13 protein-coding genes are annotated in these 21,998 nt (G+C 67.5%); 6 read left to right on the plus strand and 7 right to left on the minus strand.

The window, feature by feature from the left end:
- Positions 1-43 precede the first annotated feature (43 nt).
- Positions 44-919 (plus strand): glycosyltransferase family 25 protein, encoded by an 876-nt coding sequence (locus tag GFK26_RS04380; protein ID WP_194274024.1) that lies wholly within the window; start codon positions 44-46, stop codon positions 917-919.
- A 13-nt stretch (positions 920-932) separates the two neighbouring features.
- Here GFK26_RS04380 and GFK26_RS04385 read toward each other — a convergent pair whose 3' ends face one another.
- The 3 genes from GFK26_RS04385 to GFK26_RS04395 all read right to left on the minus strand — a co-directional run bounded on the left by GFK26_RS04385 (position 933) and on the right by GFK26_RS04395 (position 10,284).
- A complete protein-coding gene (locus tag GFK26_RS04385) occupies positions 933-6,404 on the minus strand; it encodes a filamentous hemagglutinin N-terminal domain-containing protein (RefSeq protein ID WP_153280928.1) in 5,472 nt (1,823 codons plus the stop codon).
- Positions 6,405-6,406: 2 nt separating this feature from the next.
- Positions 6,407-8,074, minus strand: coding sequence for a ShlB/FhaC/HecB family hemolysin secretion/activation protein (locus GFK26_RS04390; protein ID WP_228121913.1), 1,668 nt, complete (start codon positions 8,072-8,074; stop codon positions 6,407-6,409).
- 95 nt (positions 8,075-8,169) lie between these two features.
- Positions 8,170-10,284, minus strand: coding sequence for a CHAT domain-containing protein (locus tag GFK26_RS04395; RefSeq protein WP_228121914.1), 2,115 nt, complete (start codon positions 10,282-10,284; stop codon positions 8,170-8,172).
- Between the two features lie 382 nt (positions 10,285-10,666).
- Between GFK26_RS04395 and GFK26_RS04400 the strand changes: the two genes are divergently transcribed.
- From GFK26_RS04400 to GFK26_RS04410, 3 genes are all read left to right on the plus strand, one after another.
- Positions 10,667-14,527: a type VI secretion system Vgr family protein gene (locus tag GFK26_RS04400; RefSeq protein ID WP_153280931.1), complete on the plus strand. Its 3,861-nt coding sequence runs from the start codon at positions 10,667-10,669 to the stop codon at positions 14,525-14,527.
- Positions 14,517-15,440 carry a hypothetical protein gene (locus GFK26_RS04405; RefSeq protein WP_153280932.1) on the plus strand — a complete coding sequence of 308 codons (924 nt, stop codon included), beginning with the start codon at positions 14,517-14,519 and terminating at the stop codon, positions 15,438-15,440. Before GFK26_RS04400 ends, GFK26_RS04405 begins: the two co-directional genes overlap by 11 nt.
- Positions 15,441-15,718: 278 nt before the next feature.
- A complete protein-coding gene (locus tag GFK26_RS04410; protein ID WP_153280933.1) occupies positions 15,719-16,798 on the plus strand; it encodes an Imm72 family immunity protein in 1,080 nt (359 codons plus the stop codon).
- Between the two features lie 33 nt (positions 16,799-16,831).
- Here GFK26_RS04410 and GFK26_RS04415 read toward each other — a convergent pair whose 3' ends face one another.
- The 3 genes from GFK26_RS04415 to GFK26_RS04420 form a co-directional block, all read right to left on the minus strand.
- The gene (locus tag GFK26_RS04415) at positions 16,832-19,021 is read right to left on the minus strand and encodes a catalase (protein WP_153280934.1); all 2,190 of its coding nucleotides are present in this window, start codon (positions 19,019-19,021) and stop codon (positions 16,832-16,834) included.
- A 31-nt stretch (positions 19,022-19,052) separates the two neighbouring features.
- The gene (locus GFK26_RS33955) at positions 19,053-19,229 is read right to left on the minus strand and encodes a hypothetical protein (protein ID WP_194274025.1); all 177 of its coding nucleotides are present in this window, start codon (positions 19,227-19,229) and stop codon (positions 19,053-19,055) included.
- Between the two features lie 184 nt (positions 19,230-19,413).
- Positions 19,414-20,406, minus strand: coding sequence for a succinylglutamate desuccinylase/aspartoacylase family protein (locus tag GFK26_RS04420; RefSeq protein WP_153280935.1), 993 nt, complete (start codon positions 20,404-20,406; stop codon positions 19,414-19,416).
- 180 nt (positions 20,407-20,586) lie between these two features.
- Between GFK26_RS04420 and GFK26_RS04425 the strand changes: the two genes are divergently transcribed.
- A complete protein-coding gene (locus GFK26_RS04425) occupies positions 20,587-20,841 on the plus strand; it encodes a hypothetical protein (RefSeq protein WP_153280936.1) in 255 nt (84 codons plus the stop codon).
- Here GFK26_RS04425 and rpe read toward each other — a convergent pair.
- Complete coding sequence (gene rpe / locus GFK26_RS04430) at positions 20,831-21,526, minus strand: ribulose-phosphate 3-epimerase (RefSeq protein WP_153280937.1); 696 nt, start codon at positions 21,524-21,526, stop codon at positions 20,831-20,833. The two genes, GFK26_RS04425 and rpe, sit on opposite strands and share 11 nt — an antisense overlap.
- Positions 21,527-21,586: 60 nt before the next feature.
- On the opposite strand from rpe, the gene apaG reads away from it, so the two are divergent.
- Positions 21,587-21,982 carry a Co2+/Mg2+ efflux protein ApaG gene (gene apaG / locus GFK26_RS04435; RefSeq protein ID WP_153280938.1) on the plus strand — a complete coding sequence of 132 codons (396 nt, stop codon included), beginning with the start codon at positions 21,587-21,589 and terminating at the stop codon, positions 21,980-21,982.
- The last annotated feature ends 16 nt before the right edge of the window (positions 21,983-21,998 follow it).

Below are 21,998 nucleotides of genomic sequence, written 5' to 3' on the forward strand. Positions count from 1 at the left end.
TTCACTGCATCGCTCCCTCAGCGATGAAGCACCGGAGATGCCCATGCAAGGCTGCTACATCAACCTCGCTCGCAGCACCGATCGCCGCGCCGCGATGGAAGCGCAGTTGCGCCGGCTCGGTCTGACAACCGTGGAACGTTATCCGGCGTTCGATACGGACATGGTCGCCCCTGCTCGGCACGACCGCAATGTCCTCACGCCGGGCGAGCGTGCCTGCTTTTTCTCCCACGCCGAGGCCGTGACGCTGGCGAACCCCGCCGAGATGCTGCTGGTGCTCGAAGACGACGCGCAGCTCAGCGAGGCCCTGCCCGCCGTGCTGCGCAGCGGCGCATTCGCACAGCTCGAAGCCGACGGCTGCGACATCGCGTTCCTTGAATGCCAGCCCGTGACCTCGACGCAGCATCTGCTCGCGCTCTGGCAGAGCCTGCAACGGCGACTGCCGCCGCGAGGCAGCAACGCGCCGCGCCATGCGCTGACGGGCATCGACTTCCTCGATGCGCGCACGCTCTACAACTGGGGCGCGGTCGCCTACCTCGTGACGCCCAAGGGCCTGCGCGTGCTGCCTGCGTTGCTGAAGGAAGCGCTTGCGAGCGGGCCCTTGCAACCGTACGACCTGACGCTGGGCAGCCTGCTGCGCGAGGGCCGCCTGCAAGGCACGGTGCTTTCGCCCTTCCTCGCCACGCCAGCGCTGGGCAGCCATGCCGACAGCACCCTCGGCTGCCCCTCGGAATCGGCGGCGCACGATGTGCTGGGGGGCGCGCTGCGGCGCTTGTTCTTCGCGGGTCCGCTCGACGGCCTCGACACGCAGGTTGCCGCGTGGCGGCACGCACCGCTCACCGACGACCCGCAGCTGCGGCTGCTCGCGGACCTGATGGCGCAACTCTTCGTGCTCACGGCCCGCGATCACGCGCCGCGCTGACACGCCTTCAATCTCAGAAGTCCGAACAGCCGTTGCGCCGCTCGGTGTTCACGCAGCTCAGCAGGTTGGGCCGCGAGCGCACGCGCGACCATTCGCGCGCCAGCACGTCGGCGCCCTGCTGCGCGCGGTCGCCGTCGAGCGGGCCGGTGGCCAGGCAGATCGGCGCCTGGCCGATGTTCCGGTCGTACAGGTACGAGGTCAGCGGCTCGCGCACCACGTCCACCGACGGCAGCAACGGCAGGCCGCTCACACGCAGCTGGCCCGGCACCACGCGCACCGCGTAGCCCTCGGCCGACGTGAAGGTGCCGTTGATCGGGTACAGGCCCGGCGGGCTGCCCGGCAGCGCCGCAGAGAACATCGAACCGCTGAAGCCCGCGCCGGTGTCGCCGAGGATCAATCCGGTGAGGCTGTAGATGAAGAACGGGTTGGGCGCCCCCACGCTGCGCGAGGCGTCGGCGATCACCACCGTGGCCGTCGGCTGCTGCGCGTAGATGAAGTGGTTGTCGCCGGGCGTCACGGTCACGGTGCACAGGCCCAGGTAGGCGCAGTGATAGAAGTTGGGCAACGGGCCCGAGCCGGCCAGGCCGCCGCGCGTTTCGCCGACCCAGGTGTCGGCCCACACGCGCCACAGCGCGCCCGCAATGCCGTAGCCGCCCGGGTTCTGGAAGCGCGCCGCGGCCACGAGGTCGGTGCCGCCGGTGCTGCTGACGGGCGCGCCCAGCGTGAGGTCGCCGCTCAGCGTGCGCACGAACACGGTGTTGGCGGCCATCGAATCGGCCGAGCTCACCTGCGGCAGATTGCCCGCCGCATCGAAGCCCGTGACCGACACCGGCCCGATCGTGACCGCGTTCGCATCCACATAAGCAAAGCCGCCCGCCGCGCCGCCGCCGACTGTGGCCACATCGTTGGCCGGGTTGCGCAAATCGACGCTGCCGTTGCGCGAGCGTGCAAGCAGCGCACCCGCGGTGATCGTGCCCGCGCCCGACTGGCTCACGTTGCCGCCCGACAGCAACCCCAGCGTCGCGGCCGAGACCGGCGCGTTGAGCGCGATGCCGCCGCCACCGCCTTCGTTCTGCAGGGTGAGCGCGCCCGAGGTCGAGAGTGCGCCCGCCACCGTGATGTTCGCGGCATGCGTGGTGCTGCCCGCAACGATGGTCGGCGCCGACAGCTGCGCGAACTCCGCGCCCGACACCGAGAAGCCGTTGACCGTCGGGCCGCCCAGCACGATGGACGTGGCCGTGTCGTCCGATGCGGTCATGTTGGCATCGACCCCGCCCGGGCGCAGGTCGATGGTGCCGGCCGCGACCACCGGCGCCTCGATGACGATCGAATCGCCGCTGCCGTCGTTGCTCGCGCGCAGCAGCACATTGCCGCTGCTGCGGATGCCCGGCAGCGCGCCCGGCGCGGTCGACCCACCGCCGGCCTGCAGCACGACGCCGCGGCCACCGTTCTGCGAACGGCCCGTGACCTCGATGTTGCCGCCGCCCGTGGTAACGAGCTGTGCGCCGTCTTCCAGTCGCACGCCGCTGTCTTCGGTGGCGCCTGGCGCCGAGGGGTCGTTGTTGAAGTTGTAGCCGCGCACCGCGATGTTGCCGCTGCCGGTCGTGATGCTGCTGCCGCCGTTGATCACCACGCCGTGCGCCGCCGCGAAGGTCGACGAGGCCTGGCGCCGCGCCACGCCCTGCACCGTGACGTTGCCGCTGGTGGTGCTGATGGTGCTCGGGCCGGTCTGGCCGTCGGTGATGACCACGCCGCTGTCCCACGTGGTCGAGGTGCCTCGGATGTCCACGTTGCCGGTGGCGGTGGCGATGCGCGCGCCCTGCAGCAGCACGTCGCCGCCTTCGATGCGCACGTTGCCGCCCGCGCCCGCGTCGCTCTGGCCGACGCGCGTGTCGACCTGCACGTCCTGCGTGAGGATCACGGTGCCGGTGGGCGCACCGGGCTGGCCGCTGAGCAGCGACACGTTGCCGCCGTCGGTGATGACCTGCCCGCCGTTCAGCCGGATGAAGCCGCTGCCGGGCGTGCCCGTGCCCACCGCGTTCATCGTCACGCTGCCGCCCTGCGTGAGGATGTTGCCTGCGAAGTCGATGAAGCCGCTGCTGCCCGAGGGCGTGCCGTCGGGGTTGACGCCCGCGTTCATCACCACGTTCAGGTCGTCGCCGCCCGTCGCGCGGATGGTGGTGCCGGGCGCGCGCGTCTGGATGCCGCTGGCGGCGTCCAGCTGGAGCGTGAGCGGGCCCTTGGAGCCGGTGTAGTTGATGTCGACGTCGGCATCGAGCGTGATGTCGCCGCCACCGCCCGGGCCGGTTCCGGTAGAGATCCGCACGCTGGTGCCGCCGTTGAGCGCGGTGTTGATGTCGCCGTCCTCGATGGTGGAGTTGGCGAGCGCATCGTACGGATTGGTGGGCAGCGTGCCGCCGGTCGTGCCGTGGCTGATGGTGAGGTCGAACGGGTCGATGAACCACTGGCCCGCCGTACCCACCGGCGCCGAGGCATCGACGCGCGCACCGCGCAGGTCGAAGCGCCCGGCCGAGGTCTCGATGCGGCCGCCGTTGCCACCGGCCGTGCCGCCGCGTGCCGACAGCTCGCCGTGGGCGCGCAGCGTCTCGGTCGCCACCACCTGGATGCTGCCGCCGTTGCCCGTGCCCGCACCGGCATTCGCTTCGAGGCTGGTGTTCTTGCCGATGGCGATGGCGTTGCTGGCCGCGATGTCGATGCTGCCGCCACCGGTCGCGCCGCTGGCATCGAGGCGCGCCACCGCAGGCGAGCCGTCGAAATTCGTGGCGCCATCGATGAGCACGTTGCGCCCTTGCACCGAGATGCTGCCGCCCTTGCCGCTGTCGCTGGCCACCGAGGCCACCGTGCCGACGCTGGTCCCCACGCCGGAGAAGGAGGTGACCAGGCGCATCGAGACGTCGGTGCCCTGGGCGTCGATGGCGATGGTGCCGCCGCTGGTGCGCAGCGCCATGGGCCGGTCGGCATCGGTGGTGACGGCCACGCCGTAGGTGGGCGTGGTGGAAGGCGTGATGACGATGTCGGGGCTACCGAGCGTGGCGCTGAAGCCTTCGCTGCCCGCATGGCCGATCACGTCGATGCGCCCGCCCGCGCCGGCCGAGACCTCGCCCCGGATGGCGACGCCGTTGCCGCCGCCGGCGGACATGTTCCCCGCCGCGAAGCCCGTGTCGGTGCGCAGGCCGTCGAGGTTGGCGCCCTGGCCTTCGATGCGCACGTTGCGCTCGCTGGCGACGGTGGCGTCGTCGATGACGACCGCCGTGCTGGCGCCCACCGCGGCCCCGCCGATGTCGGACGTCCAGGTCGGGCCTTGGCCCAGGATGCCGATGTCGCCCACGGACTTCAGCACTGCGCCGCTGCTGACAGCGACGCCGCTGCGGCCGTAGCCCGCGAGGCCGTCAAGCTGCAGACCGCCGGCGCCGGCTTCGACCGTGCCGCCCGTGATCGACACGCCGCTGCTGCCGCGGAAGACGAAGTCGCTGTTGTCTTGGTCGTCGATCCAGGTGCGGCCCTGGCCGCGCATCGACACGCGGCCTTCGCCGCCGGTCGTGACCTGGCTGCCCGCCAGCGTCACGCCGTCGCGCCACACATAGTCGCCGGTGTCGCCGCCGAGCGGAACCACGCCACCGATGGCACGGCCGTTCTGTGCGTCGCCCTGGCCAAAGAAGCGCACGTCGCCGCCGTTGGCCGCGATGGTCGCGCCGGTCAGCACGATGGCGGCGGCGTAGTCGCTCTCGGCGGAAGGGTTGCCGCTGCTGTTGTTGATGTTCTTCGCGTTGGCGGCGACCAGGCCGGTGGAATCGGCGTTGAAGTCGACATGCAGTGCGCCTTGCTGCGACGTGATGGCGGAGCCCTCGTTCATGACGATGCTGCCGGCCGAGTCGACGCGCAGCCGCGCCGTGCCGCCTTCGCTCTTGATGACCTGCACGCCGGGCGCAAAGGTGACGCCCGCGCCGACGCCGGTGCGCCCGCTCGCCAGCGTCACGTCGGTGCCGCGGCCCAGCGTGTCGCCGACGCTGCCGGCGCTCACAGAACCACCGGTGAAGAACGGCAACTTGCTGTCGTACACCGGCACGTTGCCGGCCTCGACGATGCCCAGGTCCGACTGCTTCGCGCTCACCGTCCAGCTGCCGTTGGCGCCGCCTTGCGCCCCGCCGCCCGCGTCGACACGCACGGCCTGCACGCGCACCGAGTCGGCCTCGTTCGAGATCGCACCGCCCTTGCCGGCGCCCGCGCCGCGTGCGGTCATCTCGCCGTAGGCCTGCAACCGCGAGGCGCGCTCCGGTGCCGCGTCGGCCTCGCCGACCAGGGCCTGGCCCTGGGCGCTGGCCGTGGTGACGGTGCCGCCCGCGCCGCCGGTGGTGGCGTCGGCGCGCAGCACCGACGTGGACGACAGCGCCACGTCGTAGCCATGCACCGACACGTTGCCGCCGCCGGCCTGGCCGCTGGCATCGATCACCGCGCGCTGGTCGCCCGCGCCGGTGCCTTCGATGCGCACCTGCCCGGCCGCGATGCGGATGTTGCCGCCGCGCTGGCCCGCGCCCGCGCCGGTGGCGTCGAGCAGGCCGCCGTTCATCTCGATGCGGTTGTCGCGGCCCGCGCCGAGCACGATCTCGCCGTTGACGTTCTCCAGCGTGCGCGCGCGCACCGTGCCCGACTGGTTCACCACCAGCTCGCCCGCCGTGTTGGAGCTGCCGACGAGCATCACGCGCCCGCCGTCGGCCTGCAAGCTGGCGCCCGCGGCGTTTACCACCTTGGCGCTGGTGGCCATGGCATCGGCCGCGACCACGAGGTTGGTGAGCCCGTCGTTGCCGAGGTCGAAGCTGATCTTGCGGCCCGAGGCCAGCGCGACGGTGCTGCCGTCGGCGACGATGCGGCCGGAGTTGGCCACCTCGGCGCCCATCAGCACCACGGGACCGCCGACGGCGGTGAGCACGCCGGCGTTGCTCACGGCTTTGGTGTTGCCGTCGGGCCGTTCGAAAGTGAGCTGGGTGCCGCCTTCGAGGAAGGCGTTGTCGGTGGTGCTCAGCGCCAGCGTGGAGGCCACGAGGCCACCCACGTTGACCTGCGCGCCCTGGCTGAACACCACGCCGTTCGGGTTGACGAGGAACACGCGCCCGTTGGCCGTGAGCTGGCCGGCGATGGTCGAGAGCTCGTTGCCCATCACGCGGTTGAGCAGGATGCTGGACGCGCCCATCGACTGATTGATGTTGACCGCGTCCTTCGCGCCAATGGAGAAGGCGTTCCAGTTGATGATCGCGCGCAGCGACGCCTGCGAGATCGCCAGTGCCTGTCCGCCCAGCGGCGATGCGGTGGTCGAACCCGCCACGCCCACGCTGCCCTGCGTGGTGTAGCCGCCCGGTCCGAAGCTCGGCAGGATGGTTTGCGCCAGCGCCGGCGCCAGGCCCATGCAGGCGATAGCAAGCGCCAGCGGGCGCAGCGTCGGCCGGGGTTGGAAGTTGCGTGGCTTCATGGTCAGAACGCCTTTTGCAGCTGCACGTACAGCCGCGGATTGCGCCCGCCGCCGTCGGTCTGCGCGGGCGGTGTGCCGGCGCGCCAGGCGAGCGTGGCGTTGATCGAGAAGTTGCCCGGGCGCGACCAGCTCAGTCCGATGCCGTAGCCGCGCAGGCTGTGGGAGTTCTCGCCGTCGAAGGGCGAGGGATGGCGCGCGATCTTTCCGCGTGCCGCGTCGTAGAACAGGTAGGGCGTGACCTCGTCGGTCGCCGCCCACCGGTATTCGAAGGTGCCGATCAGGCCCTCGTCCACCAGCAGTTCACCCGAGGGGTAGGCGCGCACCGCGCGGGCGCCGCCGAGCGCGAGCTTTTCGGAGGCGTCGAGGTTCTTGCTGGCCCACTGGCCGCCGACCGAGAAGTACAGCGAATGGCGCGGCACGATGGACTGCAGGCGCGACACCTGGAAGCTCAGCTTGGTGAAGCCGCCTTCGGTGTGGCGCCCGCCGAACTGCTGGTCGGACTGGAAGCTCTGCGGATCGCGGATCGACAGGTCGCCGTGGTACAGCGTGCCCGAGCTGGCCCAATAGCCGCCGCCCAGCACCTCGTCGCGCCGCTCCCAGGCCCAGCCGATGCCGAAGCCCTGCACGCGTTTCTTCGCGGTGAAGTCGACGCCGCGCAGCTCGTCGGTGAGGTCTTTCACGTCGGCCGTGAGGCGCAGGAACAGGTTCTGCTGGCGCTGGCGGATCAGCGGGTAGTTGAGCGACACGTCGAGCACGTCGGCACGGCCGCGCGCGTCGAGGTCGACGAACTGGCCGCCCAGGTCGTAGCTCACGCGCGAGATGCCGATGCCCGCGCGCAGGCCGCTGGTGCCCAGCGGCGCCTCGTACGACACGCGGCCGTACTGCAGCGCGTTGCTGTTGGACAGCAGCACGCGCGCGTCGAGGTTGTCGCCGATGCCGAAGGGGCTGAGCCAGCGCGCCGTGCCGCCCACGCGGTAGCGCCCCGCCTCCTTGGTGCCGTGGTTGTCGGCCTCGGCCGAGAAGGCCCAGCGCGAGCCGGCCTCGACCTCGACCGACAGATCGGTGGTGCCAGCCTGCGCGCCCTCTTGCAGGCTCGACGAGACCTTGAGGCCGGGCTGGTCCGACAGCAGCAGCATCGCGCGCTCGTAGGCCGGCGCGTTCACGGCCTCGCCCGGCTGCAGCGCCGCCAGGAAACCGCGCACGCGCGCCTCGCTGATCGGCGCTTCGGGCGCCACCAGCACCTCGACCTTGCCGAGCCGGCCTTCGATGATGCTGATCTCGACGACGCCGTCGCGCACCGTCTGCACCGGCACCACGGCCTGCGCGAGAAAGTAGCCGCGCTCCTTGTAGCGCGTGGTGACCGCCTGCGCGAGCCCTTCGAGGTCGCCGAGCGTGACGTCGCGGCCGATGTAGGGCGCGGTGATCGTCTGCAGTTCTTCGTTGCTCAGCGCCTTCACGCCGTTCAGGCGCAGGTCGGTGAGCTTGAAGCTGCCCGCACCCGCCGCGGGCCGCGGCGGCGCAGGCAGGGTTTGCGGGGCGACGGCGCCGGGGGCCTGTGCGACGGGACGGTCGCAGCTGCCGCACGGGTCCTTGGTGGGGAGTAGCGTGGTGGCTTCCTGCGCATGGGCGCGGGGCATGGCGATCCACAGCGTGGCACCGACGAGTGCCATGGCTGCGAGAGCGACCGGAGTCGGCCGTGGACGAAGGCGGATCGCAGAGGCCATGGCAGTGCTTCTTTGCAAAAGGGAGCGTGGCGAAGACATGGTCAGCCTCCCACCGTGAGGCGCCAGTTGCCGATCAGGTTGAACGGCGCCCAGAAGAAGGGGTGGGACATCTTGGGATCTTTCAGCACGGCCAGCTGTCCGGCCTGCATGGCCTTCTGGATGTCGCGTCCCTTGGCGAGCTCGCCGTAGAGCGTGCCCATGAGCACGGCGGTGGCGTCGTCCGACACGGGCCACAGCGACGCGATGAGGCTGGAGCTGCCGGCCGAGAGGAACGAGCGTGTGAAGCCCAGCACCTCGTCGCCCTGCGCGATGCGCCCCAGGCCCGACTCGCAGGCCGAGAGCGTGACCAGCGCCGTGCCTTCCATCGGCATCGCGAGGATCTCGTGCGCCTCGAGAAAGTTCTGTTTGCCACCCTCGTTGGCCAGCAGGATGCGCGAGTACAGCGGATCGACCTCGTCGGCCTCGGCGTGGGCCGCCACGTGCATCAGCGGCGAGCGCGAGGCCACGTCGCGGAACTGCGTCTTGGTGGCGGCCGCGCCCATGTACACCGTGTTGCGCGGGAACAGCTGCGCGAGCTGCTTCACCTCGGTCTCGGCGCCGGGCAGGTCGTACTTGTCCTCGATGCGCGGATTGCCGAAGGCCGTGAGCGACGCGTTCACGCGCGGCGTTCGCTGCGCCAACTGCACCGCGATGCTGATCGACGGCGCCACCGACACCGGGTGCGTCTCGATGAGGTAGCGGCCGTCCAGGCGCAGCGCCTGGAACGGCAGGTAGTGCAGCGGCCCGTGCGGCACCACCACCACGCGCTGCCCCGGCACCAGGCCCAGCGGGCCGAGCAGCGCGGCACCCAGCTTGTCGGCGTTGGTGATGGCGGCGCGGCGGCCGCGCACGATCGAATTGCGGAAGGTCTCGACGAGTTCGGTGAGCTCTTCGCGCTTCACCCCGATGCGCTTCTCGGTGATGCTGTCCGGCCCCACGACCCAGACCATCAGGCGGTCGGGCAGCGCGTGGTACTGCACCACGCGCTCGTCGGCCGCCAGCGTGCGCTGCAGCGCGGCCACGCCGACCATGCCAGCCGAAGATTCACTGAGCTTCGCGCGGCCACGCACCGCATCGAGCAGCGCGCGCGAGCGGCTGTGCTCGCTGACCTCGAAGGCGCGCTGCGGATCGCCCGCTTCGCTGTACACCGACACGCCGCGCTCGAACACCGACTGCAGGTCGGAGAACAGGCCCATCTTCACTTCTTCGCTGCGAAAGCGCGCGCGCACCTGGTCGACATCGGCGAGCGCGCGGCCCGCGGCGTCGGCCGCGGCCTGCTTCTGGCCCAGCGCGAGTTCGCTGCGCGCCACGCCGTCCCAGGCCCAGAGCCGGTAGTAGGCGGTGTCGGTGCCGACCTGCCGCGTGGTGAGTGCGCGGTACCTGTCGCGCGCCTCGGTCGGCTTGTTCTCGGCCAGCAGCAGGCGGGCGCGCGTGCGTTCGAGCTGCGCGGCCAGCGGCGCTTCACGCGGCTCGGCCATGCCGCCGAGCACCTGGCGTGCGCGTGCAGCGTCACCCGCTTCGATGAGCGCGTTGACCAGCGAAGCCTGCACCAGCGGCGCATAGCGCGGCGAGCTGTTGGCCAGTGCCTCGTCGTAGCTGAGCACCGCGCCGGCGAAGTCGCCGCGCCGCGTGCGCACGTCGCCGATCACTTTCTGCACCGGACCGACCACCAGCTTCGGATCGCGCGCGGTGTGGCGCAGCGCTTCGCGTGCGAACTCCTCGGCCTTTTCGAGCTGGCCCGAGTAGCTGTAGACGATCGCCAGGTCGCGGTTGGCCACGGCGCGCAGGTTCGGGTCGCTGGTGGCGTTGGCCAGGTGCAGCGCCTTGCTCGCGGCGCGCACGCTCTGGCGAAACTCGCCCGCCTCGGCCAAGGCGACCGCCTGGCTGCAGTACTGATAGCCCGAGAGCTTGACCGCGTCCTGCCCGTAGAGCACCGCGCCTTCGCTGGTCAGCGCCAGCAGCGTGTCGGTGTCCGCAAGGCGCGCCTGCGCCATCCGGTCGGCCGCGGCTTCGGCACTCGGGCCGCCCGCTGAAGCAGCGGGAGCCGCAGGTGGTGCTGGCGCGGGTCGTTGCGCCAGGGCTGAAGGACCGCCGGGGCCCAGAAGCAGCACACCCACCAGGCCGACCGCACCGGCAGCAAGACCGGCACGGCGACGCGCCGGATGCGTACATCCCCATCTCGAAAACCACGCCATTGAACCCCCTCGACCCATGCACTCGCTGCCGCGAACGCTCGACGCCGCGGGAGTGCGCGCCGTTCAGGCCTCGAGGGAAAGTCTAGGAGGGGGTGTTCACCTCGCCTATTCGCAAGACGGTCTAGCGCGAATGGACTAGCGGCTTGTCTCGCCGGAAGAAAGCTCAAATGCCAAGTCCGTCACCTATTGCGCATCCGCGTCGATTGCGCAAGCGGGGCGGTGGTTTGGATGACCATTGTTATCAGTGTGATCGCGATGCGGCTCGCAAACTGCGCGACCTGTTTTCCTCCCAAGGAAGTCGTCGATGCCGCGCACGCTGTCTGTTTCTTCTGCTGCGATTCCTGTTGTTCTTGGTCGCCCCGTGCTGGAGCCTGTGCGGCTGTCGGGGCATGAGGGGCTCAATGGCCTGTTTGCCTACGAGCTCTTTCTCAAGACCCCGGATGTGCTGGCTCTGTCCGGCGTCTCTTCTGGCGCCGACTTTGATCTCGATGCGTTCATCGGCCGCGAGATCAGCTGCGAGATCGAACTCGATGGTTCTGTCCCTCGCCAGCTCAACGCCCTGATCACCGACGCGGCCCTTTGGGGCGAAGAAGGCCGCCACGTCCAGTACAAGCTCACCCTTCGCCCCTGGCTGCACCTGGCCACCCTGCGCACCGACTGCAGGATCTTCCAGAACCTCAGCGTCGTTCAGATCCTGGACGCACTGCTCGCCAGCTACGCCTTCCCCGTGGACAAGCGCCTGATCGAGCACTACCCGGCGCGCGACTACCAGACCCAGTTCAACGAGAGCGACTTCGCCTTCTTTGCCCGCCTGTGCCAGGAATGGGGCATCAGCTACCACTTCGAGCATTCGGACGGCAAGCACCGCTTGGTGCTCTCGGATGCCATGGGTGCGTATTCGGCTGGCGATGCGCTGTACGAACAAGTCGAGTACCACGCCCCGGGCTGGAAGATCGATGCCGAGTACATCCACAGCTTCGTGCCTGCCCATCAGCTCACCAGCGGGAAGTACGCCACCCGGGACTACGACTACACCCGGCCGAGGGCTGATCTGAGTGTTTCTCGAACTGATCCGCGCCCGACCGGGCAGGCTGACGGCGAGGTCTACCAGTGGCATGCAGGAGCGGGAAGCAGTCACTACGCCCAGCCCAATGCGGGGGCTGATGCAGGCACTGATCCTCACGGCGACGGCCGCTTGCTCTCTCTTCTGCGCATGCAGGCACTGCGCACCCATGGCGCCCGGGCCCAGGCCAGCGGCAACCTTAGAGGCATGGTGCCCGGATGCACCTTCCAGCTGATGAAACACCCGAGGGAATCGGCCAATGGCGAGTACCTGATCCTGGACACCCGCTTCCTCATCGAGGACGTGGCCGAAGACAGCCAGAACCGCGAAGCCAATCCTGACCGCAAGCAGCAATGGCGCGTGCAGGTGGACTTCACGGCCCACCCGGTCACAGAGCCCCTGCGTCCCGAGCCGACACAGCCCAAGCCCGCGATGGTCGGCCCGCAGGTCGCGCTGGTGGTGGGCCCCGAGGGGCAGAACCTGTGGACCGACGAGCTGGGGCGCATCAAAGTGCAGTTCCCCTGGGACCGGCTGGGAGAGAAGAACCAGCACAGCAGCTGTTGGGTGCGGGTGAGTTCACCTTGGGCAGGCAACCAGCTCGGGGGCATCCAGATCCCTCGCATTGGTCAGGAAGTCATCGTCGGCTTCATTGCGGGAGACGCGGACCTGCCGATCTGCATGGGGCGGGTGCACAACCAGGTCAATCTGCCGCCGTGGCAGCTGCCCGGCCAGAGCGCATTGAGCGGGTTCAGGAGCCGGGAGCTGACCGAGGGTGGGGGCAACAGTGCGGCGGGCAGATCGAACCACCTGATCCTGGATGACACCGCCGAAAAAATCCAGGCGCAGCTCAAGAGCGATCACCAGAGTTCAAGCCTGAGCTTGGGAGCGATCACGCGCATCGAGGACAACGCAGGCAGAAAAGACCCAAGGGGTGAGGGCTTCGAGCTGCGCACCGACGCTCACGGCGTATTGAGAGCGCAGGACGGGATGCTCATCACGACCGAAGCAAGGGGCAATGCTGCGAACCATGCCAAGGACATGGGGGAGACAACTCAGCGATTGAAGACGGCGCAGGACCAGCTCGATGCATTGGCCGAAGCAGCGCAAGTGCACAAGGCGCAAGAGAAAGGTGCCGATCAGGACACCGTGCAGAAGGCCCTGAAGGCTCAAAACGACGCCATCCAAGGCAAGGAGGGGCAGACCGACGATGGCCGCTTCCCTGAACTGAACGAACCCCACCTCGTGCTCGCCAGCCCCGCAGGCATCGAGGCCAGCACGCCGGGCAGCATCCATCTACACACCGGCGAGCACGCAGCCTTCACAAGCCAGGGGCACACCTCCATCAGCACCGCCAAGCGATGGCTGGCCAGCGCAGCCGAGGGCATCCGCGCGTTCACGCACAAGAAGGGCATCAAGCTCATCGCGAGCGAAGACCCGATCGAGATCCAGGCACACCGCGACGAGCTGATCCTGGTTGCGCACAAGGACGTCGTCATCAAGAGCGTGGAGGGCGAGCTGCACATCACCGCCAAGAAGAAGGTCGTGATCATCGGCGGGGGCAGCTACTCGGAGTGGAGCGAGAGCGGTATCAAGCACGGCACGGCCGGTACCTGGCAGGAGCATGCGGCGCTGCATGCGCAGGTCGGGCCCATGAGCCTCGACGCGCTGTATCCGGTGTTTTCCCAAGCAGGTTTTGCCGAGAAAAAGAATCTGATCGAAGAGCACTTCGTGCTGGTCGAGCACGCGGGTGGACTGCGCTTGCCACAGCAGAAATACCGCATCACCTTCCAGGGCGGCAGAACCATCGAGGGCAAGTCCAACGACCAGGGAGAGACCGAGGTCGTACAGAGCATGGTGCGCCAGATCACAACCGTGGAGGTGCTGCGCAACGCAGAAGACGGCGTGCTGGCCAGCTACACGCCCTTTGTGCAAACGCCCGCGACGCAGACCTACGAGCGCGATGGTGGCGTGGTGGCCGAGCAGCGCACACCAAAGAAGAAGGTGGGGGGCAAGGACCACGAGGCCAATGAAGACAAGGCCACCAGCGAAGACAAGGCACCGGTTCACACCAGTTGCGACCCCAACAACTGGGGGTTGCGAAAGAGCGAGCCGAAGGCCAAGGATGCGACGCGCTGGGAGTATCCGGTGATTGGCGCCTATGTGAAGGCCATCAAGCCGGCGCTGATGGCGTCCAATTGGAAGGAGGCGACTTGGCCGTTGAGCAAAGAGGACTTCAAGAGCCTGCGTGGAATTCTCAAGGCGAACATCGAAGGCGCACTCGCCAAAACGGCGTTTGGCCTGCCAGAGGGGGCGATTCCGAAAATGCTCTTACCAAGAGACTCTGAGGCCATTGAGCTTGGCATGAACCCAGACGACAAGGATCTCAAGGGGCAGATGCGCACCAACGACTGGCTGCTCGTGGCTTGCAAGGGCGGGGTCACATCCATGATCGATGCCGCAAAGAGCGGTGACCCCACAGAGTTGACGGAGTGCATTCGAGAATTCGCCAGCACCATGTACCACGAGGCACGCCATGCGCAGCAGTTCTTCTGGGTGGCAGCCATGGTGCAGCAGTTCCCCGACGACTACAAGCATCTGCCCAGCATGCGGGGATTCTGGAAGAGCGTCATGCCCTCCAGCACATTCGAATTGGCCGGCACAACCCCCGTGCCCGATGAGCCCAGCGCTCGCGCCGGGCTGCACCGCATGGTCGTCGGTATGTACTACTGGCAACTGACCCGCATCGCGGCGAATGTCAAACGCAACCCTCCGAACTCGCGCAAGCCCATCGCTTTCTCCGACATTCTTCCAATTGAACTTCCCCTGGCACGAAAGGCCGCCTATGACCTCCTTGAAAACGTGGGCCTCGGCGGCCTGTCCATCGACGTGGATGCGATGGCCAAAGCTGAGGGAGGTGGCACTGGCTACCGCATGCAGCCTTGGGAAGAAGACGGCTTCGCGTGCGACGAACTGGTCAAGCGCCTTTGGAGCGGTGGTTCTGACAACCTGCTGCCTGAACCCGGCTTTTGCACAACGGCTCTCCGCTACGCCATCCAGGCTCGGGGGAACGGCACCCCGGGAGGAACCAGCCATGCAAACTGAAGCCGCCCAGCGCGAGGCGTACAAGGTGGAAGCCGAGAAGGCTCAGGCTGCCTATGACAACTTCCGCTACACCGACGCGCAGCGAGAACAGACCATCGAGTTCATCGGCGCGGCCATGAAAGTGATTCGCGGCGAGGCCGAATTCGACAGCTTGACGCGGTTGCTGCCCATTGTCGGCACGAGCATGGGCCGATTGCCAGGCATCGACACCAGCACCAGCCGCGATTTCGACAGCAGCTTCTTGAACAAATGGACTGAAATCGATGTGAGCACGATTCCGAAGCGGGATGGCAGCGCGGGATTCGAACCGGTGTGGTTTCAGATCGACTTCGGCCCCGAAATGAACATCCCACGCGAGCGCCTGGAGAAGCTGCTGCAGCTCAAGGTCGTGCATGGGTGGACCATGGACGGGGGAAATCTTCGATGGGAGATGGCACCGCTCCATGGCTTGCCTCATTTCAATGGCGGCTCATTCTTGTACTCACCTTTGAAGCAGCCACAGGGGGATTTTGATGTTGAAGTCAGGTTCACCTACCTGAACGGTCCTGACAAGGATCCCTGGACAGCGCAAAGACTTGTGCGTCTTCAAATCATCCGCGACTACCTGGCGCCCGAGCAGATCAAGAAGCGCAACGACCAGAAGCTCGGCCACCTGCCTCAGACCGGTGAGCGTGCCCCGAAGGACGGGCGCTACGCGGCGGTGTTTGCTGACGACGCCTTGACCGCTTCGATCCCCCTTGAGCAGCGCACATGCACCTATAGCGAAGGCCAGTGGCTAGGAATGACAGATGTCCCAAACCCCACGACCGGGCAGCGGCAGCCTGTGCACGCGTGGTGGCAGTGGCTGGGATCCGATCGACTGGCGGCCGGACTGGATAGGCTTTTTCCATCGAGCGGACAACAGAGACTTTGAACAGAGCCGCAGTGCACGAGAGGCCGCAAATGACCTTCTTGAAAACGTGGGCCTCGGCGGCCTGTCCACCGACGCGGATGCCATGGCCAAAGCCGAGGGAGGTGGCACCGGCTACCGCATGCAGCCTTGGGAAGAAAACGGCTTCGCGTGCGACGAGTTTGTCAAGCGCCTTTGGAGCGGTGATCCTGACAACTTGCTGCCTGAACCCGACTTTTGCACAACTGCGCTCCGCTACGCCGTCCGGGCTCGGAGGAACGGCACCCCGGGAGGAATCAGCCATGCAAACTGAAGCCAATGACTATGACATCCGAACAGGAAAAAACGCACGCGCCAGAGCTTTTCATCTATTAAAGAAATACACCAGCCTGACATTCCTCAACTACGCCGTTGATTTGTACAGAAATTTCTTGAACGCCTATGAGCGACAGCTCAACATCCCGAGTCCCAACCAAAAGTGGCTGGAGGAAACATACACGGATTGCTTCTTGCAGAGACTGATCGAATTCGAACAAGGACTCGACTCCCTCCGAAGAGAGGGCGACAAGAAATCTGCGTATAGCAAACTTATCAAAGGGGGTGGTTTCTCCGATTACTTGTGGGGAATGGCTAGTGATCATTGGGGCATTAATGGAGATCCTTTTTTTGAGAAGCTCGGTCTTCATAGTGTGGGATGGGGCCAAGTGCAAAGCGATGTCTACCGCGGATTCGTCAAATCGATTCTGCTGACCCACGACAGCTTGGAGGCACTCAAATGCACAGTGGGCTTTGCGTTCTACTGTCCTCTCAGTTCTGGCAAACGCGCAGATGGCGGTGATCGCTTTTTTTCCCACTGGACTTACGAGTCCCTTTTTCAAGAACGTCCGTCTCCGCTATGGCCCCACTGGCCGCCCTTGCGCGTCTACCCCGCAGACTTGCCTCCTTGTCCAGAAAAAAATGAATCCAATGAGGGGCAAGTTGTCAGCGGCGAGGCCATCGTTCTTGAGGGCATCTACGAGCCTTGGTTCTTTACCGGGGGCATCGGTTGCCCCAACTACTTCCTGAGGGGTCAAACAGCTCATCAGTACCAGCCCGAGGGTTCCAACGACCTCGTGCCCGTGCGCTGGCGATTGCTGTGGGAAGACCGCCGCTACGTCGACGGGACGGTGCCAGCAGAAGAAGCACACTACTACGTCAACGTTGTTGCCGAGATTTCGTCTTCCGGGCGCAGCGTCGTTTCCGGTGACCTCTGCCCACAGACGGGCAACTGGCTTGCTCCTCGTCTGAACAATCGCCAGGAGTACGTCGAACGCGGTCAACCCATGCCAGGGCCCGCTTCCACTCCGACTGGTTCAGTCGTCTGGTACTTGCAGAAAGACTGATACGAGAACAGGCCGGTGAGCACAGGCCTGCAATCACGCCGGCACGCTGTCGATATTCACACGATCCCAATGCCGGTGCTTCGCAATCGCCGCGATGAAATCCTGCGCAATCTGGGTCGCCGCAGTGGCGTCGCCCAGGTTGGTGACAGGCGTTTCGGCCACCACCACGCCGGCCGGTGCCTCACCTTCGGGCGTGACGCCCAGCGTCGCCAGCAACTGCACGCCTTCGCCCACCACGCAGATCGCCTTGCAGTGCTTGTACGCCTCGAGCACGAAGTGCACGGCATCGCCCTGCGCCGCAAGCGCCGCAGCGCCCTCGGCACCCGCAGGCACGAGCACGGCGTCGAACATCACCGAGGCGGTGTTCGTGAAGGTCATGTCGATGTCGATCTGGCGCTTCGAGGCGCTGGCCACGGTGCCGAGCCTCGGGCCCACCACCTTGCACAGCGCACCCGCCTGTTCGAGCGCATCGCGGATCGGCTTGAGCGACGCCGAGTCGATGCCGTCGGCCACGAGGATCGCGACCTTGCGCGTGCGCACCACGCCATCGGCGCTGCCGTCGCTCATGCGCAATGCAGGCGACTCGTCGATGGGCAGATCGATGCGGTGTTCGCGAAAGCCCGCGTAGCCCGCCGCCGCCTTGGCATCGGGCTCGCCGATGCCCAGCGGCTCGGCCACGCGGCGTGCGAGTTTCTCGTCGACGTGCGCGAGGTTGTCGACCATGCGCTGGCGGATGGCGGGCACCTCGAGCTTCGAGAGTTCGAAGCGGAAGGCCGCGACGATGTGCTCCTTCTCGGCCATGCTCTGGCTGTTGAAGAACAGGCGCGCCTGCGTGAAGTGGTCGTCGAACGAGGGGCTGCGGCGCCGCACCTTGGGCGACACGACCTCGTCGGGAAAGGACTGGAAGCCGTGGCTGCCGCCGTCGACACGAAACTCGGTGCCGCTGCCCAGCGTGTTGGGTTCGTAGGCGACCTGGCCGCGCGCGATGGTCTGGCGGTGCATGCCGTCGCGCTGGAAGTTGTGGAACGGGCACACGCCCTTGTTGATCGGCAGCTCGTGGAAGTTGGCGCCGCCCAGGCGCGAGATCTGCGTGTCGGTGTAGCTGAACAGCCGGCCCTGCAGCAGCGGGTCGTTGCTGAAGTCGATGCCGGGCACGACGTGGCCGGGGTGAAACGCCACCTGCTCGGTCTCGGCGAAGAAGTTGTCGGGGTTGCGGTTGAGCACCAGCTTGCCGATGCGCTGCACGGGCACCATCTCTTCGGGGATCAGCTTGGTGGGGTCGAGCAGGTCGAAGCCCAGCGACTCGGCGCGGTCGGGCGCAATGAGCTGCACGCCGAGTTCCCACTCGGGGAAGTGGCCCTGCTCGATGGCCTCCCACAGGTCGCGTCGGTGAAAGTCGGGGTCCTTGCCGGCAATCTTCTGCGCCTCGTCCCACACGAGGCCGTGCACGCCGAGCTTGGGCTTCCAGTGGAACTTCACGAAGTGGCTTTCGCCGCGCGCATTCACGAAGCGGAAGGTGTGGACACCGAAGCCTTCCATCATGCGAAGGCTGCGCGGAATGGCGCGGTCGCTCATGGCCCACATCAGCATGTGGGTAGTCTCGGGCATGAGCGAGGCGAAGTCCCAGAAGGTGTCGTGCGCGCTCGCGGCCTGCGGCATCTCGTGGTGCGGCTCGGGCTTCACGGCGTGGATGAGGTCGGGGAACTTCATCGCGTCCTGGATGAAGAACACGGGGATGTTGTTGCCCACGAGGTCGTAGTTGCCCTCGCGCGTGTAGAACTTGACGGCAAAGCCGCGCACGTCGCGCACGGTGTCGGCCGAGCCGCGCGAGCCGGCCACGGTCGAGAAGCGAACGAACACGGGCGTCCTTGTGTCCGGGTCCTGCAGGAAGTCGGCGCAGGTGTACTGCGACATCGATTGGTAGACCTGGAAGTAGCCGTGCGCCGCCGAGCCGCGCGCATGCACGGCGCGCTCGGGAATGCGCTCGTGGTCGAAGTGCGTGATCTTCTCGCGCAGGATGAAGTCTTCGAGCAGCGTCGGCCCGCGCACGCCCGCCCTGAGCGAGTTGTGGTTGTCCGGGATCTGCAGGCCCTGGTTGGTCGTCAGGTGCGTGGGGTGCTCGGCGGTGAAGCCGTCGAGCTGCAGCTGCTTGGCGTTGGCGCCGTCACCGGTCTTGGCGGTGCTGGCGCGGCGACCCGCAGCGGCCTTGTTCTGGGGAGACATCGGGGTTCTGGGCACGTCGTGTCGCCCTCTCTCAGCTGGCTTCGTTGTTGCTGTTGCTGCTGCCGCTGCCGCTGCTGCCGATGAAGATGTCCAGGACATTCACCACGGCGATGAGGCCGATGCAGCCGGTCACGGCCGCGACGGCCCAGACCAGGATTTCATCGCCCCACGTGCCCATGAGCGTGTCGAACAGTGTCGAGAATTCCATGATGTGTTCCCTCGGAGAAAGTGATCGCGTCGACCGGCGCGCCCGACGCTCGGGGGAGCCCGGGTCGGTTGGCCAGCAAAAGAGCTTAGGTTCGGCGCGGCCGCGCCCCCGTAGTGGGCGCCCCTCCCCGTCTGTGGGAGAAGGTGGGCGCCCCCGGTAGGAGGGCGCCGACAGCGCCGAGGCTTCAGAGGCCCGGGTCGAGCACGCGGTCGCTGGGCCGCGCGAAGTAGAACCACTCGGCGCCGGGCAGCGCCATGGCGTTGGGGAACACGATGAAGCCGTCTTCGGGCGCACTGACCAGTGTGCCGTCGTGCCGCATGCCGACGGGTTCGCCGCGCTGCACGGCGTCGAAGGTGGCCCAGTCGCGCACGAAGCTGTCGTCTTCGTGCAGGCGGTCGGTCACGCTCGCCAGGCGCAGCAACCGGGGCGGTTGCGCAGGCGCGGCCGACAGGCCCGGCGGCAGCGCCGCCATGCCCAGCAGCGCGAGCGTGCGGCGGATGGCCGCCCACGCCACCTCGGGCGCCTGCGGGTCCTGGTGCTGGCCGCATTCGAGCGTGACGCCGTAGCCGCCGCAGCTGCGGATGTATTCATTGGTGCCGCGGCCGAAGTCGATGGCGGCCTCGTCGACCGCCGCGCCGCGCTGTGCGAGGCCCGCGGCGTAGATGTCGAGCCAGCCCTCGACGACGATGGGCGTGCCGATGTGCAGCGCGAGCCGCCCTTCTTCCTGCGCATGCGCAAAGGGTTCGAGCGGGCCGCTGTTGTCGCGCGGGCCGATCCTCGCGAAGGCCTCGCCCTCGCTCTGGAAGGAGTGCAGGTCGAGCAGCACGTCGTGCCGCGCGATGACGGGCGCCAGCCGGTTGGTGATGCGGGCTTCGTAGTCGGCGGGCGTGTCGCTCGGGCGGAACAGGCGGTTGAGGTTGCGCTGGCCCTCGCGCTGCAGGCGGCGCCGCGCGAGCGGGTTGGCGACGGGCACGAGCGTGAGCTCGCCGCGCAACAGGCGCAGGGCGCCGCTGTCGAACTCGGCCAGCACGCGCGCGATGCCCTCGGTGCCGCAGGTCTCGTCGCCATGCACGCCGCCGATCACGAGCAGGCGCGGGCCGGGGTTCAGCGACGCGAACGCGTGCAGGCGCAGGCTGTCGGTGGCGGTCGCGGCGTCGTCGAAAAGGGCGGTGGGCATCGGGCGATTATGCGGAGGCGCCTGTGGCCGCGCAAAAGGCAAGGCCCGGGGATGCGGCGGGCGCGCAGCGCGAACCTACAACCGCGCCCCCGCCTGTCCTACCGCCCGGCGGCGAGGCACCGCGCAAGCTGGCGGCAGACCCGAACGTTGATTGAAGAAAGAACCTCGAAGGAGCACACGATGGCCCAGCCGCGCAAGGACACGAAGGACGCAAACAAGGACACCGCCGGCGGCGACACGCGCGTCGAAAAGGACGGTGAATCGGCGCCGCGGCTGCCGCACGAGCGCGACCAGTCGTCGGACAGCCAGGCGATGCAGGACGGCCAGCCGCCCGAAAAGGGCCGGCGTGGCTACGAAGATGTGGAACGCGGCGTGGTCGACACGGACCGCGGGCTGACGCCCGAGCGCACACCCGACGGCAAGGTCAGGCCTTGACGGTGGCCAGCTGCTGGCGCATGTCGCCGATCACCGCGCCGTAGTCCTTGGCGTTGAAGATCGCGCTGCCCGCCACGAAGGTGTCGGCGCCGGCCGAGGCCACGCGCGCGATGTTGTCGGCCTTGATGCCGCCGTCCACTTCCAGGCGGATGTCGCGCCCGCTCTGCTCGATGCGCTTGCGCGCCTGCTCGATCTTGCGCAGCGCCGAGTCGATGAAGCTCTGGCCGCCGAAGCCGGGGTTGACGCTCATGATGAGGATGAGGTCGATGTCGTCGATGGCCCAGTCCAGCGCCTCCAGGCCCAGCCCCGGGTTGAACACCAGCCCTGGCTTGCAGCCCGCGGCCCGGATGGCCTGGATGCTGCGGTGCGTGTGGGGCGATGCGTCGGGGTGGAAACTGATGTAGTCAGCGCCCGCTTGCGCAAAAGACGCGGCCAGCGCGTCGACCGGCTGCACCATCAGGTGCACGTCGATCGGCACGGGCGTGCCGTCGGCGGTCTTGGCATAGGGCTTGAGGGCCTGGCAGATCATGGGGCCGAAGGTCAGGTTCGGCACGTAATGGTTGTCCATCACGTCGAAGTGGATCCAGTCGGCACCGGCCGCGATCACGTCGGTCAGTTCCTGGCCGAGGTGCGCGAAGTCGGCGGAAAGAATGGAGGGCGCAATGCGGAACGGGGTGCTGCTCATAACCCCGGATTCTCGCAGCCGACGGAAGTCCGAGGAAAGGCCTCCGTTACCATGCGCCCCATGTCACACAGCCCCTTCAGCGTACAGGTCGAACCGCGATACCTGGCCGACCAGTCCTCGCCCAAGGACAACGTCTACACCTTCTCCTACACGATCACCATCTCCAATGTGGGCACGGTGGGCGCGCAATTGATCGCGCGCCACTGGCTCATCAACGACGCCTCGGGCCATCCGCAGGAGGTCAAGGGCCTCGGCGTGATCGGCCAGCAGCCGCTGCTGGCGCCCGGCGAATCGTTCCGCTACACCAGCGGCTGCCGCCTGCAGGCCGCCAGCGGCACGATGCACGGCAGCTTCTTCGTGGTGACCGAGGAAGGCGAGCGCTTCGACGTGCCGGTTCCCATGTTCGTGCTCGAAGCCGACATTGGCGGCACGCCCGTCTCGCGCGTATTGCACTGAGCGCCCCGCTCTTCTC

The organism is Variovorax paradoxus, from assembly GCF_009498455.1.
GTDB lineage: Bacteria > Pseudomonadota > Gammaproteobacteria > Burkholderiales > Burkholderiaceae_C > Variovorax > Variovorax paradoxus_H.